Below are 15,701 nucleotides of genomic sequence, written 5' to 3'. Positions count from 1 at the left end.
AATATAACATTACATCTTTTGAAGATAAATTCCCTTTATGCATCCTTTTTCAGGAGCACTGGTTTAACGCCTATTATGTCGCAATCAACTCTATCCCACTCAGCCATACCAAATACGGTTGAACCCTCTTCTGCTTTGATTGAGCTTAAGAATATCAATGTCATTTTTGGTGATAAAACGGTACTCAAGAATATTTCACTCGCCATCCATAAGAAAAAAATCATTACGCTTTTAGGGCCAAATGGGGCTGGAAAATCAACACTGGTTCGTACCGTTTTAGGTTTAATTACCCCATCAGCAGGCCACGTCATTCGTAAAAATGGGTTAAAAATTGGTTATGTTCCACAGAAATTACACCTTGACACTACTCTTCCGCTGACTGTCAAACGCTTTCTTTCATTGAAAAAAAATGGCCATCTAAGTGATATCTCTACGGTTCTTTCACAAGTCAAAGCACTTCATTTACTTGATCAGCCTATGCAAAAACTCTCTGGCGGTGAAACACAGCGGGTTTTGCTAGCTCGTGCATTAATCAACCAACCTGATATTTTAGTACTTGATGAACCTATGCAAGGTGTTGATGTTAATGGTCAAATGGCACTGTACGACCTGATTACTGTATTGCGCGATACACTCAGTTGCGGTGTACTGATGGTTTCGCATGATCTGCATTTAGTGATGGCAAAAACGGATGAAGTGCTCTGTATTAACCAGCACATTTGCTGTTCAGGCACGCCCGAACATATTTCGCATCATCCCGAATTTTTATCTATGTTTAGTGGGCAATTGCCAAAGAAATTAGCGGTATACCAACATCATCATGATCATGCGCATGGCCTAAATGGTTGTGTGATTCACTCCATCACCAAAGGAGCTAAGCATGATTGAGATTTTGCTCCCCGGCTGGCTGGCCGGAATGCTGTTAACGCTGGCAACTGGCCCATTAGGCTCTTTTGTGGTTTGGCGCAGGATGGCCTATTTTGGTGATACGCTGGCACACGCCTCATTATTGGGCGTTGCACTTGGATTTTTGCTGGATGTAAACCCCTACTTTACGATTTTAGGGCTTACAGTAGTATTAGGTGCTGGTCTTGTTTGGTTAGAACGTAAACCTTATCTCGCCATTGATACCCTGCTGGGCATTTTGGCACACAGTAGCTTATCGTTAGGTCTTGTGACCGTCAGCCTGATGAGCGATGTTCGTGTTGATCTGATGGCCTATCTGTTTGGCGATCTGCTCGCCATCACATGGGGAGATATCAGCTGGATCTGTATTGGCTCACTAGCTGTGCTTGCGGTACTTCGCTGGCAATGGGATGCTCTGCTTTCTGTCACCATTAACCCAGAACTGGCCTATGTTGATGGTATTAACCTAAATAAAATGCGGCTGTTACTGATGCTGACAACCGCAATTACTATCGGATTAGCCATGAAGTTTGTTGGCGCTCTGATAATCACCTCGTTATTGATTATCCCTGCCGCAACAGCACGCCGGTTCTCACGCACACCAGAACAAATGGCCGGTTTTTCCACATTGTTTGGTATGTTATCCGTTACCGGTGGTTTACTGCTCTCATGGGAATATGACACACCCGCAGGGCCTTCGGTTGTTATCTGCTCTGCAGCGTTGTTTATACTCAGCTTATGTAAAACACAAAAAGCATAAAACAAAAAACGCCTCTTTAAAGAGGCGTTTTTATGGATACATATTTGGGAAATCACTTCACTCAGTCACTGTACGCTTAAATTTCATGACCGAGCAAGCTTCATTCCGCGCTTACCAACCGGTAACTTCACGCAATGCAGCACCGATATCAGCTAATGAACGTACCGTTTTAACGCCAGCATCTTCAAGTGCAGCAAATTTCTCATCTGCTGTTCCTTTTCCACCAGAGATAATCGCCCCCGCATGCCCCATGCGTTTACCTTTTGGTGCAGTAACACCGGCAATATAAGACACTACAGGCTTGGTCACATTCGCCTTAATAAAGGCGGCCGCTTCTTCTTCTGCACTGCCACCGATTTCACCAATCATCACAATAGCTTCTGTTTTGGGATCATCTTGGAACAGGCGCAAAATATCAATAAATGTAGAACCAGGGATCGGATCACCGCCAATACCTACACAGGTAGACTGGCCAAAACCTTCATCTGTTGTCTGTTTCACCGCTTCATAAGTCAATGTACCAGAGCGGGACACAATACCTACACGTCCTGGAAGATGAATATGGCCAGGCATAATCCCAATCTTACACTCACCCGGTGTAATCACTCCTGGACAGTTAGGGCCGATCATCCGCACACCGCTTTGCTCAAGGCGTACTTTAACCTGCAACATATCCAGCGTTGGAATGCCTTCAGTGATACAAACAATCAGTTCAATACCAGCATCAATGGCTTCTAAAATGGCATCTTTACAAAATGGTGCGGGAACATAAATCACTGATGCAGTAGCACCAGTCACTTCGACTGCATCACGCACAGTATTAAATACCGGTAAATCTAAGTGATACGAACCACCTTTACCCGGTGAAACACCACCGACTAAACGTGTGCCGTATGCCAGTGCCTGTTCAGAGTGAAACGTGCCCTGCCCGCCGGTAAAACCTTGGCAAATAACCTTGGTATTCTTATCAATCAGAATAGACATTATTTACCCTCCGCAGCATGAACAACTTGCTGAGCAGCATCAGTCAAACTGGTTGCAGCAATGATATTTAATCCACTGTCTGCCAGTTTTTTCGCACCTAACTCCGCATTATTGCCTTCTAAACGCACAACCACCGGAATACTGACACCGACCTCCTCCACAGCACCAATAATACCGTCAGCAATCAGATCACAGCGCACTATTCCGCCAAAAATATTGACCAGTACCGCTTTCACATTCTCATCAGATAAGATGATTTTAAAAGCCTCAGTCACACGCTCTTTCGTTGCACCACCGCCAACATCCAAGAAGTTAGCCGGTGCACCACCATGCAGCTTAACGATATCCATGGTACCCATCGCCAAACCTGCGCCATTAACCATACAACCTATATTGCCCTCAAGTGCAACATAGTTGATTTCCCACTGCGCAGCATATGCTTCACGCTGATCTTCTTGTGACGGATCTTGCATTGCACGCAGTGCCAGTTGGCGATACAACGCATTAGAGTCAACCACAATTTTTGCATCAAGGCAGTGTAAATTTCCGGCGGTAGTGATCACCAGTGGGTTCACCTCTAGCAGAGCCAAATCACTTTCGATAAACAGCTTACCGAGCCCCATAAAAATATGAGTAAACTGACGGATTTGCTCACCAGTTAAGCCTAATTTAAACGCCAGCTCACGGCCCTGATACGGCTGTGGCCCACAAATAGGATCAAGTGCAGCTTTGTGGATGAGCTCAGGTGTTTTTGCTGCCACCGTCTCAATATCCACACCGCCTTCGGTTGATGCCATAAACACCACCCGACGCGTAGCACGATCGACCACCGCGCCTAAATACAGCTCTTTAGCTATATCAGTACAGCTCTCAACTAAAATGGTATTGACTGGCTGACCTTTGGCATCAGTCTGATAAGTAACTAAATTTTTACCCAGCCACTGATCGGCAAACGCGCGAATTTCATCTTTTGATTTTGCCAGTTTCACACCGCCCGCTTTACCACGGCCACCCGCATGTACCTGACATTTTACAACCCAGCAATCTCCACCAATTTTATCGGCAGCATCAATAGCTTCCTGCTGAGAACGGCACGCATAACCTTCCGATACTGGTAGGCCATACTGTGCGAACAACTGTTTACCCTGATATTCATGCAAATTCATGATGTTCTATCCGTGTTAATGATCTATTCCTGGGTGTCATTGCTTGAAATAGCCCGGTCTTTTTCGACTGCCGGGCCTTCTTACTCTGATTAAATATCGAGTAAAAGTCGGGTTGGGTCTTCAAGCAGATCTTTTACTGTCACCAAGAAGCTGACCGATTCACGGCCATCAATTAAGCGGTGATCATAAGAGAGTGCCAGATACATCATTGGTAAAATCTGCACCTGACCATTTACCGCCATTGGGCGGTCTTTGATCGCATGCATACCAAGAATTGCACTTTGTGGTGGGTTAATAATCGGAGTCGACATTAATGAGCCAAACACGCCACCATTGGTAATGGTGAAATTACCACCGGTAAGGTCTTCAACCGTTAATTTACCGTCGCGCCCTTTCTCTGCCAGTGCTTTAATGCTTTTTTCAATATCCGCCAGACTAAGGACATCACCGTCACGCAGCACCGGTGTCACCAATCCACGTGGTGTAGAAACGGCCATGCTAATATCAAAATAGTTATGATAAACAACATCATCACCATCAATAGAGGCATTAATTTCAGGGAAGCGTTTTAACGCTTCAACCACGGCTTTTACATAGAAAGACATGAAGCCCAAACGGACACCGTGACGCTTTTCAAACACATCACCGTATTGCTTACGCAAATCCATGATAGGTTTCATGTTAACTTCGTTAAAGGTTGTTAACATTGCCGTTGTATTTTTCGCCTCTAACAAACGCTCAGCAATACGCTTACGCAAACGTGTCATCGGTACGCGTTTTTCACTGCGATGCGCTAAAGGTGCAGGAGTAGATACCGGTTTAGTATTGCTAACCACACTTACCGCTGGCGTAGCTTTTAAGCTACGCATATCTTGTACAAATTTCTCGACATCTTCGCGGGTGATACGACCACCCACGCCCGAACCTTTGATCTGTGCTGGATCAATATTGTGCTCTGAAACTAAACGGCGTACAGCAGGGCTTAATGCATCAGAAAACTCTTCAACCAACCCGGCGGTATGGCGTTGTGCCGGTGTTGATTCTGGCTCAGATACTTTTGCTAATGTTGGCTCACCAGCCACAGCAATCGGACGAACGCGGCCAATCAATTGACGACCAACCACCGTTGCGCCCTCATTTTCTAACACGCTATCAAGCACACCGTTTTCTGTTGCGGGAACTTCTAGCACCACTTTATCAGTTTCAATTTCAACTAAAACTTCATCACGTTCTACATTATCACCTGGTTTTTTACGCCAAGTCGCAATCGTGGCATCTGCCACAGACTCAGGCAAATCGGGAACTAAAATATCAATACTGCTCATATCTAACATCCTTCGTTATACGTTCTTATTCCGTGCGCAAGGCATCTTCTACTAGATCTTTTTGTTGTTTCGTGTGCAAAGACATATACCCGACAGCCGGTGATGCGGATGCCGGACGCCCTGCGTACGCCAATGTCGCATCGGCAGGGATCACCTGACGGAAATTATGTTGGCTACAATACCAAGCGCCTTGATTTAACGGCTCTTCCTGACACCACACATAATCAGTCACATGCACATAAGGTTGTAATAGTTCACGCACAGTATCGTAAGGGAAAGGGTATAGCTGCTCTATCCGCATAATAGCAACATCAGTCTGCCCATTCTTACGGCGTTGTTCTAACAGGTCGTAATACACCTTGCCTGAACACAATACAACGCGCGTGACCCCTTTCGGATCAAGTGCATCAATTTCACCAATAGCCGGAAGGAATGCACCATGAGCGAGCTCTTCTAAACTTGAAACAGCAAGCGGATGACGCAATAACGATTTCGGTGACATAACCACGAGCGGACGACGCATCGGGCGTACAGATTGACGGCGCAGCATGTGGTAAACCTGTGCCGGAGTTGAAGGCACACAAACCTGCATATTTTGTTCTGCGCACAATTGTAAATAACGTTCTAAACGGGCAGAGGAGTGCTCTGGGCCTTGACCTTCATAGCCATGCGGCAATAACAAGGTGACGCCACACATCCGACCCCACTTTTGCTCACCTGAGCTGATAAATTGGTCAATAACCACCTGTGCACCGTTAGCAAAATCACCAAACTGTGCTTCCCAAATAACCAAAGAGCTTGGTTCTGCAGTCGCATAGCCGTACTCAAATGCCAGCACTGCAGCCTCAGAGAGTACTGAATCCCAAACTTCAAATTGCCCTTGACCATGATGAATATTCGATAACGGAACATACACACTGGCATCATTTTGATTGTGTAAGACAGCATGGCGGTGGAAAAATGTTCCGCGACCGGCATCTTGACCAGATAAACGCACATCAACGGATTCATCCAGCAAAGTGGCATATGCCAGTGTTTCAGCAAAGCCCCAATCAAGCAGACGATTGCCTTCGGTCATCTCTTTGCGATCAGCATAAATTTTTTCAACGCGCGGGTGCAGCACATGGTTTTCAGGATATTGGCAAACTCGGCGACCGAGCTCCTGCAAACGGGTTAGATCAACCGTAGACTGATACTCAATATTCCAGTCGTGCCCTAAATAAGGTGCCCAATCAACAGAATGCATCTGCATTGGTCGCCATTCAGGAACAACGCAGTCACCCTTATCAAGCGCATCACGATAGCCATTGACCATTTCAGTTGCATCTTCCTGCAAAATAATGCCTTTCTCAATCAAACGATCAGCATAGATTTTACGTGGTGTAGGATGCTTTTTAATCTTTTGATACATCAGAGGCTGAGTTGCATTTGGCTCATCAGCTTCGTTATGCCCGTGACGGCGATAGCAGACTAAATCAATCACCACATCACGTTTAAATTCAAAACGGTAATCAAGTGCTAAACGGGCGACAAAAGCTACTGCTTCAGGATCATCGGCATTGACATGGAAAATAGGTGCTTGCACCATTTTTGCAATATCAGTGCAATACTGGGTTGAACGTGTATCTTTTGGGTTAGAGGTAGTAAAGCCAACCTGATTATTAATCACTAAACGAATGGTACCGCCAACTTTATAACCCCGCGCCTGAGACATATTAAATGTCTCTTGTACTACACCTTGCCCTGCAATCGCTGAATCACCATGAATAGTAATGGGTAATACCGTACTGCCTTCTGTATCCCCTAAACGATCTTGTCTAGCACGTACTGAACCCACCACGACAGGGTTAACAATTTCAAGATGTGAAGGGTTGAACGCCAATGCTAAATGAACAGAACCTTGTTCAGTTGCAAAATCAGAAGAGAACCCTTGATGATATTTCACATCACCGGTTCCCCAGCCTTCATCATGCTTACCAGCAAATGCATCAAACAAGTCTGCTGGTTTTTTACCTAGAACGTTAACCAGCATATTCAAACGGCCACGGTGTGCCATACCCATAACAATTTCACGGGTACCGTGTTTTGCCGCACCACGAATTAGCTCTTTAACCATCGGGATCATGGCATCGCCGCCTTCAAGAGAAAAACGTTTTGCTCCAGGAAAACGAGCACCAATATAACGCTCTAGCCCTTCAGCAGCCGTTAGCTCAGCCAAAAACATCTGTTGCTCTAATGGTGTAAATTCAGGTTTTCCTTGTACTGACTCTAAACGTTGCTGAATCCAACGTTTCTCTTCAGTACTTGTGATATGCATATATTCTGCACCAATCGAACCACAATAAGTCTCTTTTAATGCTTGATAAAGTGCTGATAATTTTAAGGTATCTTGCCCACAAGCAAATGAACCGACATTAAAACTTGTCGAGAAATCCTCTGTATTTAGCGTGTGGAAATCAGGGTTAAGATCAGCAACCGGATCTTGTTTCCACAAACCGAGTGGATCTAAATTTGCTTGCTGGTGTCCACGAAAACGGAATGCATTGATCAATTGCAATACACGGACTTGTTTTGCATCAGCCTCAGGATCTGTCACTGTACAGCCACTATAACGTGAAGGATCTTGTGCTAAACGGCGAAAGTAATCCCTTACTCGTGAATGTGGCTGTTCAGGTGTAATATTAACCATGGGTAAACGATCAAATACCGCACGCCAATTATCATCTACACTTGTAGGGTCAGTGAGGTAGTCCTCATAGAGCTGCTCAACATAGGTTTGATTAGCTCCGGCCAGAGGTGATGATTCTAACCAGTCTTGAATAGCTCCGTTTTCCATCTTGATCCCTTTTATATTATTTGTTGTTTTGCCGTGGCTTCTGTTCGGGTGGGAAAACCGAACATTCTGATTATGGTTTATACCTGTTACTTAATGTAACTATTGCTTTAATCACGTATTACAAGGTGTTTTATATTGGTGTTTCGCACTGTTCTACTGTATCTGCTCTACACTCCGTTAACATACCGTTAATAGGGTATGAAATGTCAGAACTTAGCCACAAATTTGTCAAAAAGTGAACAATCATACCGCATGACTCAAAAGCATCGATTTAATATGCCCGATAGCTTTTGTCGGATTCAACCCTTTAGGACAAACATTAACGCAATTCATAATGCCATGGCAGCGGAAAACACTAAAAGCATCATCTAATTCAGATAAACGTTCCGATGTAGCAGTGTCACGGCTATCAATCAGAAAACGATATGCAGCTAACAGTCCTGCAGGGCCAACAAATTTATCCGGATTCCACCAAAATGATGGGCAGGATGTAGAGCAGCAAGCGCATAAAATACACTCATACAGCCCGTCAAGATGTTCACGCTCTTCAGGCATCTGAATAAATTCACGCTCAGGTGGTTGCTTGCCATCATTAATCAGATACGGTTTGATTTTTTCATACTGTGTATAGAACTGAGTCATATCAACAATCAGATCACGCACTACGGGTAATCCTGGCAGAGGGCGTATCACTACTTTACCCTGCGAAGATCCCGTTAATGCCGACAGTGGTGTAATACAGGCCAACCCGTTTTTACCATTCATGTTGAGGCCATCAGAACCACACACACCTTCACGGCAAGAACGACGGAATGACAGCGTCGGATCGCTCTCTTTTAACTTAATAAGCGCATCGAGTACCATCATATCGCGCCCCTCTTCTGTCTCAAGGGTCAGATCCTGCATATAAGGCGCATTATCTGTTTCTGGATTATAGCGATACACTGAAAAATGAACGTTCATTCAGTAAATTCCTTATCCCTGACTTAATAAGTACGCGCTTTTGGTGGAAATGCCGGACGTAAATGCGGTTCCATGTTGACCTGACGGCGACTCATCGTATCAGTGACAGGGTTGTACAGGGTATGGCATAGCCACTGGCTGTCATCTCTGTCAGGAAAATCAAAGCGGCTATGTGCCCCCCGGCTTTCTGTACGGAAGTTTGCCGCTACTGCAGTGGCATAAGCCGTATCCATCAGGTTATCTAGCTCTAAACACTCTACTCGCTGGGTATTAAAGTCAGGCGATGTATCATCTAGCCGCGCAGATTGTAGACGTTCACGGATGGTTTTTAACTCTGCTAGCCCCTCGGCCATCGCATCGCCCTCACGGAATACCGAGAAATTACGTTGCATACAGCTTTGCAGGTCTTTACGAATCTGAACAGGATCTTCGCCTTGGCGGGTATTATTCCAGCGATTAACTCGGCTCAAGGAGGCTTCAATATCAGATTCGCTAGCTTCGCGTGCTTCGGCAGCCGCCGCTAGCGTTTCACCAAGGTGTAACCCGGTAGCTCGGCCAAAAACCACAAGATCTAGCAAGGAGTTTCCGCCTAAACGGTTAGCACCATGTACCGATACACAGGCTATTTCACCGACAGCAAACAAACCTTGAATATCATAGTCAGTGCCATCAGCATGTTGCCCTAACGCTTGCCCACTGACCTGTGTTGGAATACCCCCCATCATATAGTGACAGGTTGGAATAACCGGTACGGGCTCATTAACCGGATCAACATGCGCAAAGGTGCGTGACAGTTCACAAATACCTGGTAAGCGTGACTCGAGCACCTCTTTACCCAGATGATCGAGCTTCAATTTAATATGTGGCCCCCACGGGCCTTCACAGCCACGGCCTTCGCGAATCTCAATCATCATTGAGCGGGCAACTACATCACGCCCAGCCAGATCTTTGGCATTCGGTGCATAACGCTCCATAAAGCGTTCGCCATCTTTGTTTAACAGGTAACCGCCCTCTCCGCGGCAACCTTCTGTGACTAAGACTCCAGCACCTGCAATACCTGTTGGGTGGAATTGCCACATTTCCATATCTTGAAGAGGAACGCCTGCACGCACAGCCATGCCAACGCCATCTCCGGTATTGATATGTGCATTGGTTGTAGAGGAAAAAATCCGCCCAGCACCACCGGTTGCAAGTACGGTTGCCTTGGCTTTGAAGTAGACAATTTCACCTGTTTCAAGGCAAATTGCAGTGCACCCTACAATCACACCATCTTGGTTTTTAACCAGATCAAGGGCATACCATTCAGAGAAAATTGTGGTTTTATTTTTTATATTCTGCTGATACAACGTGTGCAACAAAGCATGGCCAGTACGATCTGCGGCTGCCGCTGTACGAGCGGCTTGCTCACCACCAAAGTTACGTGATTGACCACCAAATGGGCGCTGATAAACCCGCCCATTATCAAAACGGGAAAATGGTAGCCCCATATTTTCCAGCTCTAAAATAGCTTCTGGGCCCATTTTACACATGTATTCAATAGCATCTTGGTCACCAATGTAATCAGACCCTTTAACGGTGTCATACATGTGCCATTCCCAGTTGTCCTCATGGGCATTACCCAGTGCAACTGTAATTCCGCCTTGTGCAGAAACCGTGTGTGAACGCGTTGGAAAAACTTTAGAAATCAACGCACAGGTTAGGCCTGATTGTGAGATTTGCAGTGCAGCACGCATGCCAGCTCCACCTGCACCGATCACGACAGCGTCAAATTGTTTCGTTGCAATCTTCACTTAAACACCCCACACAATAACAGCAGTTGCAATGACATAAACCAACAAAACAATGATCACAGCAAATTGCAGTGCTAAGCGTAACGCCAAAGGTTTGATGTAATCGGTTAGCACTTGCCATAGGCCAATCCATGCATGTACCAGTACCGACACTACAGCTAAAAGTGTAAAAACTTGCGTGATACCCAATGAAAAAAAACTTTTCCAGATACCGTAAGTTATGGCTGGTGCAGAGATGATAAAACCTAATAAGTACAGGATATACAAGGTCATGATAATTGCTGTAGCACGCAATAACAGCCAGTCATGTATCCCACTACGGCCAAACGCAGTTGCATTCGTTACCATACCAAGACTCCTGCTAATAGAGATAAAATAGCGGTAATAATAAAAGCAATTTTTGCAGTACGGCTTGCTATTCTAAGACTCTCTTCGCCATATCCCATATCAGCCAATAAATGGCGAATACCACCGACCACATGGTAAGCCAGTGCAGTTAGCATGCCCCATAAAATCAGTTTGACGAAAAAAGAGTCAACAATAGCGCGGGCACTCTCAAAACCTTGCTCAGACGAGAGCGAAAGCGAGAGTAACCATAAAAGTATTCCCAGAGAGATGAAGGTAATAACACCGCTAACTCGATGAAGAATAGAGGCGATAGCGGTAATCGGGAAGCTGATCGTTTTCAGATCAAGGTTAACAGGTCTTTGCTTATTCACGGTTCTGCCCATGCCGCTCCATGTGAGCTCAGTTTGTTTTCCTTATTAACCTTCATGCCACTCAACGTTACTGGCCACATTGTTCATTTCAGTATTGTTCAGTACCGCAACTCGATAATGCTGTTATATAACCACATTGATAATAACAACATACACAACAACACGACGCGCTTAAACGACATGTCAACGTGCAGTACAGTAACCCTGCGTATAAACAAGTTTGTTTTACAGCGTAGTAACATATTTATTAGCCTGAAGACCTGTGCATAGTATACTTTTCGCAACATGGCATTACAATTCAAGAAAGAGTTGTTAATAAATTTTAAACAAACTATGAGACATAGACCGTGTTTTATTATTAAATGAAATATAACAAACAAAATTGACATGTATCATCACGGTCGGTTACAAAATACGCATTAAAAATGCTGCTAATGTGCAAAGTTCAACCAGATACCTCTTTTCCTACTCGTGAACTTGTGCAACATTGGCAAAAGCAATTCAAACTAGCTGGGGTGAACGGCGGCACAGCAGTACCAAATGATTCGATACACCCTACGTCACTCTATTTTTAGGCTAGATTCTGCATCGGGATTCAAAAAATAAGAGCAAAGGAGAATGTTATGGCAGAACAAAAAGTCACTCTGCAATTGAGCGACAATGAGTCCATTGATTTGCCCATTTATAAAGGTACATTGGGTAATGATGTGGTCGATGTTCGCCCGTTAGGGACGCACGGCTTGTTTACTTTCGATCCCGGATTTATGTCTACTGCTGCATGTGAGTCGAAAATTACTTACATTGATGGTGATGTTGGGATATTGCTGCATCGAGGCTTTCCGATTGACCAACTCGCGAATAAATCTGACTATCTCGAAGTTTGCTATATTTTGTTATACGGTGAAACACCAACCAAAACCCAGTATGACAACTTTTTACATACTGTAAAACGCCACACTATGGTGCATGAGCAATTATCCAGTTTCTATCATGGGTTTCGCCGCGACGCACATCCGATGGCTGTGATGTGTGGGGTAAGCGGCGCATTAGCAGCGTTTTATCATGATTCATTAGATATTAACAATGATGAACACCGGGCTATTGCTGCGTTCCGCTTGTTATCCAAAATGCCAACGCTGGCTGCAATGTGCTACAAATACTCTATTGGTCAGCCTTTTATTTATCCGCGCAATGATCTCTCTTATGCTGCTAACTTTCTGTATATGATGTTTGCAACGCCGTGTGAAGAGTATGAAGTGAATCCGGTACTTGCCCGTGCAATGGATAAAATCCTGATTTTACATGCTGATCACGAGCAAAATGCCTCAACATCGACCGTTAGAACAGCTGGCTCTTCAGGTGCAAATCCGTTTGCTTGTATCGCAGCGGGTATCGCTTCTTTATGGGGGCCTGCTCACGGTGGGGCAAACGAAGCTTGTTTAAATATGCTGATGCAAATTGGCTCAGTTGATCGCATTCCTGAATTTATCGCCAGAGCTAAAGATAAGAATGACCCTTTCCGCTTGATGGGTTTTGGCCATCGTGTGTATAAAAACTACGATCCGCGCGCCACTGTTATGCGTGATACATGTCATGAAGTACTAAAAACGTTGGATATCCGTGATCCTCTACTCGATGTAGCTATGGAGCTTGAGCGTATTGCACTATCAGACCCTTACTTCGTTGAGAAAAAACTGTATCCGAACGTTGATTTCTATTCCGGCATTATTTTAAAAGCGATGGGTATTCCAACATCAATGTTTACAGTGATTTTTGCTATTGCTCGTACAGTAGGTTGGATCGCTCATTGGAATGAGATGCACAGTGAGGGTGCATTACGCATTGCTCGCCCACGTCAGTTATATACGGGTGAAGCACAACGTGAGTTTAAATCAATGCATGAACGTGAATAGCTGAATAGCTGAATAGCTGAATAGCTGAATAGCTGAATAGCTGAATAGCTGAATAGCTGAATAGCTGAATAGTATAAATATTGTACTTAAATGCGGTATGGCAGTAACGCTCATAAACGCAAAGCTATTTTTAAACGATATCACTACGATGACAAAATAACAGCTTTGCAGAAATAACGCCTCAAGCAACAGACCGAAAAAAGCCTCAATGCATTTACATTGAGGCTTTTCTTTTCGATATCACTTTAGAAATCTGTTTATTTTATCTCTATCTTTGCTTCTATTTTTACAATTTTACGTGTGCCATTGATTGTGGCAAGTTAATCCATGTACTGGCCACCATTCATGGCTAAATTGGCACCGGTAATAAAGCCGGCTTCAGGAGCAGCTAAAAAAGCAACTGAACGAGCCACTTCACTTGCCTGACCAAAGCGTTGTACTGGAATTTGCTTGCGGATATTTTCACGAATAGGCTCGTCAATAGCCAAGATCATGTCCGTCTCAATATAACCAGGGGAGATGCAATTAACGGTGATCCCTTTTGATGCGGTTTCTTGTGCCAGTGATTTGCTAAAACCATACATAGCAGCTTTTGCTGCTGCATAGTTACACTGTCCAAATTGCCCTTTTTGCCCGTTAATTGATGAGATATTGATAATTCGGCCATATTGACGCTCAAGCATCGGATTAATCACCGCACGCGAAAGGTTAAATACACTGTCTAGGTTTACAGAGAGCACTTCATCCCATTGATTACGGCTCATTTTACGTAAAGTACCATCACGCGTGATACCTGCATTATTAACTAATACGGTTATTTGGCCAATGGTCTCTTCAATATCTAAAATGGTTCGTTGACACATCTCAAAATCACTAACGTCAAACGCACGTAGTATAATATTAAGATTATTTTGCTCTATTTCTTGCACAAATTCGCGTGCATTGTTACTTTCAAGACTGGTGCAACCGGCAATAACAGTAAACCCTTCAATAGCCATGCGACGACAAATTTCACGACCAATACCGCCTGCACCACCTGTAACCAAACATACTTGTGATTTATCCATGAGCAAGTCCTCATCCGTGTAAAGTATAAAATAAATATTAGCTTTATTACATTATCAATTGATTACCTGAATAAGTTGGGGCTTAACCGACAAAACTCATCAGGTAAAACAGCAGAAAATAATACTGACAGATAACGTTATGCATTATTTTATGACCAAATGCCCTCTCCCAAAGTCAGGCGATAAAAACCTAAATACTGTGTTATCTAACAATATTTTTCGTAGCATGACCATGCAATAAATAAACTTTCAAGAGTAACCATGCGAAGCACTGCATGCTACTGACTGAATATTTCACTATAGTGACCGTATGCACAAGACTTTATATGAAAAGAGACTATGTAGCGCCTATCCCTATACTAAAAATAAAATTAGACGCTAATAACTTGATTTCTTAATTAACTAGACAGGGTTTTCAATATCAATAAATGTCACATGTAAACCATATGAGCTATGTAACCACTTACCAAGAGCTTTAATACCAAAACGTTCTGTAGCATGATGGCCCGCTGCAAAAAAATGAATACCCATTTCACGTGCTACGTGAATAGTTTGTTCAGAAGCCTCACCAGTAATAAAGGCATCAACCCCAGCTTCTGCAGCTTGTTCAATATAGCTTTGCCCCCCGCCAGTACACCAAGCCACTCGCTGAATTAATGCTGGGGCATTATCACTACTGCATTGCAATGGTGCACGTTGTAACACGTGAGCTAAACGTTCATTTAATTGTTCAGCTGTAATCGGCAGCGCAAAATGCCCTTGTAGTGCGACTGAAAAACGATTATCAGGCTCTAAACCACTGCTAACTTCAATACCAAGATGTTGTGCTAATTGGGCGTTATTACCTAAAACAGGATGAACATCAAGCGGTAAATGGTAGGCTAACAAATTAATATCATTGAGTAATAACGTTTTTAAACGCTGTTTTTTCATGCCTTTTACAACAGGAGATTCATTTTTCCAAAAATAACCATGATGAACAAGAATAGCATCAGCATTTTGGGTGACTGCTGTATCAATTAACGCTTGACTTGCAGTAACACCCGTAATGATCCGTTTAATTTCAGGGCAACCCTCTACTTGTAACCCATTAGGGCAATAATCATGTATTGCATTTACACTAAGCTCACTATTTAGTAAACGCTCTAACTCTTTATTTTTCATTATCATGGCCAAAAATCACTCTAAAAAGGAAAAGACTGATAGTTTGTATCATACCATGCGTGGTTTTTAACAAAATACAGGGCTACACTGTGAAATTGTTAAGTTTTA

13 protein-coding genes are annotated in these 15,701 nt (G+C 43.9%); 3 read left to right on the top strand and 10 right to left on the bottom strand.

The features are described from left to right. Positions 1–75: 75 nt before the first annotated feature. Positions 76–888 carry a zinc ABC transporter ATP-binding protein ZnuC gene (znuC, locus tag ACRC53_RS06430; protein ID WP_438642675.1) on the top strand — a complete coding sequence of 271 codons (813 nt, stop codon included), beginning with the start codon at positions 76–78 and terminating at the stop codon, positions 886–888. After that, a complete protein-coding gene (znuB, locus tag ACRC53_RS06425; RefSeq protein ID WP_438642674.1) occupies positions 881–1,666 on the top strand; it encodes a zinc ABC transporter permease subunit ZnuB in 786 nt (261 codons plus the stop codon). The genes znuC and znuB overlap by 8 nt, the downstream gene beginning before the upstream one ends. 111 nt (positions 1,667–1,777) lie before the next feature. Here the strand turns inward: znuB and sucD are convergent, their stop codons facing one another. From sucD to sdhC, 8 genes are all read right to left on the bottom strand, one after another. Beyond that, positions 1,778–2,650 (bottom strand): succinate--CoA ligase subunit alpha, encoded by an 873-nt coding sequence (gene sucD, locus ACRC53_RS06420; RefSeq protein WP_438622090.1) that lies wholly within the window; start codon positions 2,648–2,650, stop codon positions 1,778–1,780. Further along, on the bottom strand, positions 2,650–3,816 hold the full coding sequence (gene sucC, locus ACRC53_RS06415) for an ADP-forming succinate--CoA ligase subunit beta (RefSeq protein ID WP_438642673.1): 1,167 nt from the start codon (positions 3,814–3,816) through the stop codon (positions 2,650–2,652). Before sucC ends, sucD begins: the two co-directional genes overlap by 1 nt. An 89-nt stretch (positions 3,817–3,905) precedes the next feature. Further along, entirely contained in the window at positions 3,906–5,141 is a 1,236-nt protein-coding gene (odhB, locus tag ACRC53_RS06410) for a 2-oxoglutarate dehydrogenase complex dihydrolipoyllysine-residue succinyltransferase (protein WP_438642672.1), read from the bottom strand. A gap of 25 nt (positions 5,142–5,166) precedes the next feature. After that, entirely contained in the window at positions 5,167–7,977 is a 2,811-nt protein-coding gene (sucA, locus tag ACRC53_RS06405; protein WP_438642671.1) for a 2-oxoglutarate dehydrogenase E1 component, read from the bottom strand. A gap of 243 nt (positions 7,978–8,220) precedes the next feature. Continuing rightward, complete coding sequence (locus ACRC53_RS06400; protein ID WP_438642670.1) at positions 8,221–8,940, bottom strand: succinate dehydrogenase iron-sulfur subunit; 720 nt, start codon at positions 8,938–8,940, stop codon at positions 8,221–8,223. Positions 8,941–8,963: 23 nt separating this feature from the next. Next, positions 8,964–10,730, bottom strand: coding sequence for a succinate dehydrogenase flavoprotein subunit (gene sdhA, locus ACRC53_RS06395; protein WP_438642669.1), 1,767 nt, complete (start codon positions 10,728–10,730; stop codon positions 8,964–8,966). Next, entirely contained in the window at positions 10,731–11,078 is a 348-nt protein-coding gene (gene sdhD / locus ACRC53_RS06390; protein WP_438642668.1) for a succinate dehydrogenase, hydrophobic membrane anchor protein, read from the bottom strand. Further along, complete coding sequence (gene sdhC / locus ACRC53_RS06385; protein WP_438642667.1) at positions 11,072–11,461, bottom strand: succinate dehydrogenase cytochrome b556 subunit; 390 nt, start codon at positions 11,459–11,461, stop codon at positions 11,072–11,074. Before sdhC ends, sdhD begins: the two co-directional genes overlap by 7 nt. Before the next feature lie 611 nt (positions 11,462–12,072). Here sdhC and ACRC53_RS06380 point away from each other — a divergent pair. Beyond that, a complete protein-coding gene (locus ACRC53_RS06380; protein ID WP_438642666.1) occupies positions 12,073–13,362 on the top strand; it encodes a citrate synthase in 1,290 nt (429 codons plus the stop codon). Positions 13,363–13,682: 320 nt separating this feature from the next. Here the strand turns inward: ACRC53_RS06380 and phbB are convergent, their stop codons facing one another. Then, complete coding sequence (gene phbB / locus ACRC53_RS06375; protein ID WP_438642665.1) at positions 13,683–14,429, bottom strand: acetoacetyl-CoA reductase; 747 nt, start codon at positions 14,427–14,429, stop codon at positions 13,683–13,685. 402 nt (positions 14,430–14,831) lie between these two features. Then, positions 14,832–15,593, bottom strand: coding sequence for a Nif3-like dinuclear metal center hexameric protein (locus tag ACRC53_RS06370; RefSeq protein ID WP_438642720.1), 762 nt, complete (start codon positions 15,591–15,593; stop codon positions 14,832–14,834). Positions 15,594–15,701 lie beyond the last annotated feature (108 nt).

The sequence above is a fragment of the Plesiomonas sp. genome (assembly GCF_051652165.1).
Taxonomy (GTDB): domain Bacteria; phylum Pseudomonadota; class Gammaproteobacteria; order Enterobacterales; family CAMTGL01; genus Plesiomonas.
Note: the sequence above shows the minus strand (reverse complement) of the source record. Positions and strands in the feature narration are given on the sequence as shown.

Coding starts and splice junctions, on each gene's coding strand:
- znuC (WP_438642675.1), top strand. CDS start 76: ATGTCGCAATCAACTCTATCCCACTCAGCCATACCAAATACGGTTGAA.
- ACRC53_RS06370 (WP_438642720.1), bottom strand. CDS start 15,593: ATGAAAAATAAAGAGTTAGAGCGTTTACTAAATAGTGAGCTTAGTGTA.
- sdhC (WP_438642667.1), bottom strand. CDS start 11,461: ATGGGCAGAACCGTGAATAAGCAAAGACCTGTTAACCTTGATCTGAAA.
- phbB (WP_438642665.1), bottom strand. CDS start 14,429: ATGGATAAATCACAAGTATGTTTGGTTACAGGTGGTGCAGGCGGTATT.
- znuB (WP_438642674.1), top strand. CDS start 881: ATGATTGAGATTTTGCTCCCCGGCTGGCTGGCCGGAATGCTGTTAACG.
- sucA (WP_438642671.1), bottom strand. CDS start 7,977: ATGGAAAACGGAGCTATTCAAGACTGGTTAGAATCATCACCTCTGGCC.
- odhB (WP_438642672.1), bottom strand. CDS start 5,141: ATGAGCAGTATTGATATTTTAGTTCCCGATTTGCCTGAGTCTGTGGCA.
- sdhD (WP_438642668.1), bottom strand. CDS start 11,078: ATGGTAACGAATGCAACTGCGTTTGGCCGTAGTGGGATACATGACTGG.
- sucC (WP_438642673.1), bottom strand. CDS start 3,816: ATGAATTTGCATGAATATCAGGGTAAACAGTTGTTCGCACAGTATGGC.
- sucD (WP_438622090.1), bottom strand. CDS start 2,650: ATGTCTATTCTGATTGATAAGAATACCAAGGTTATTTGCCAAGGTTTT.
- ACRC53_RS06400 (WP_438642670.1), bottom strand. CDS start 8,940: ATGAACGTTCATTTTTCAGTGTATCGCTATAATCCAGAAACAGATAAT.
- ACRC53_RS06380 (WP_438642666.1), top strand. CDS start 12,073: ATGGCAGAACAAAAAGTCACTCTGCAATTGAGCGACAATGAGTCCATT.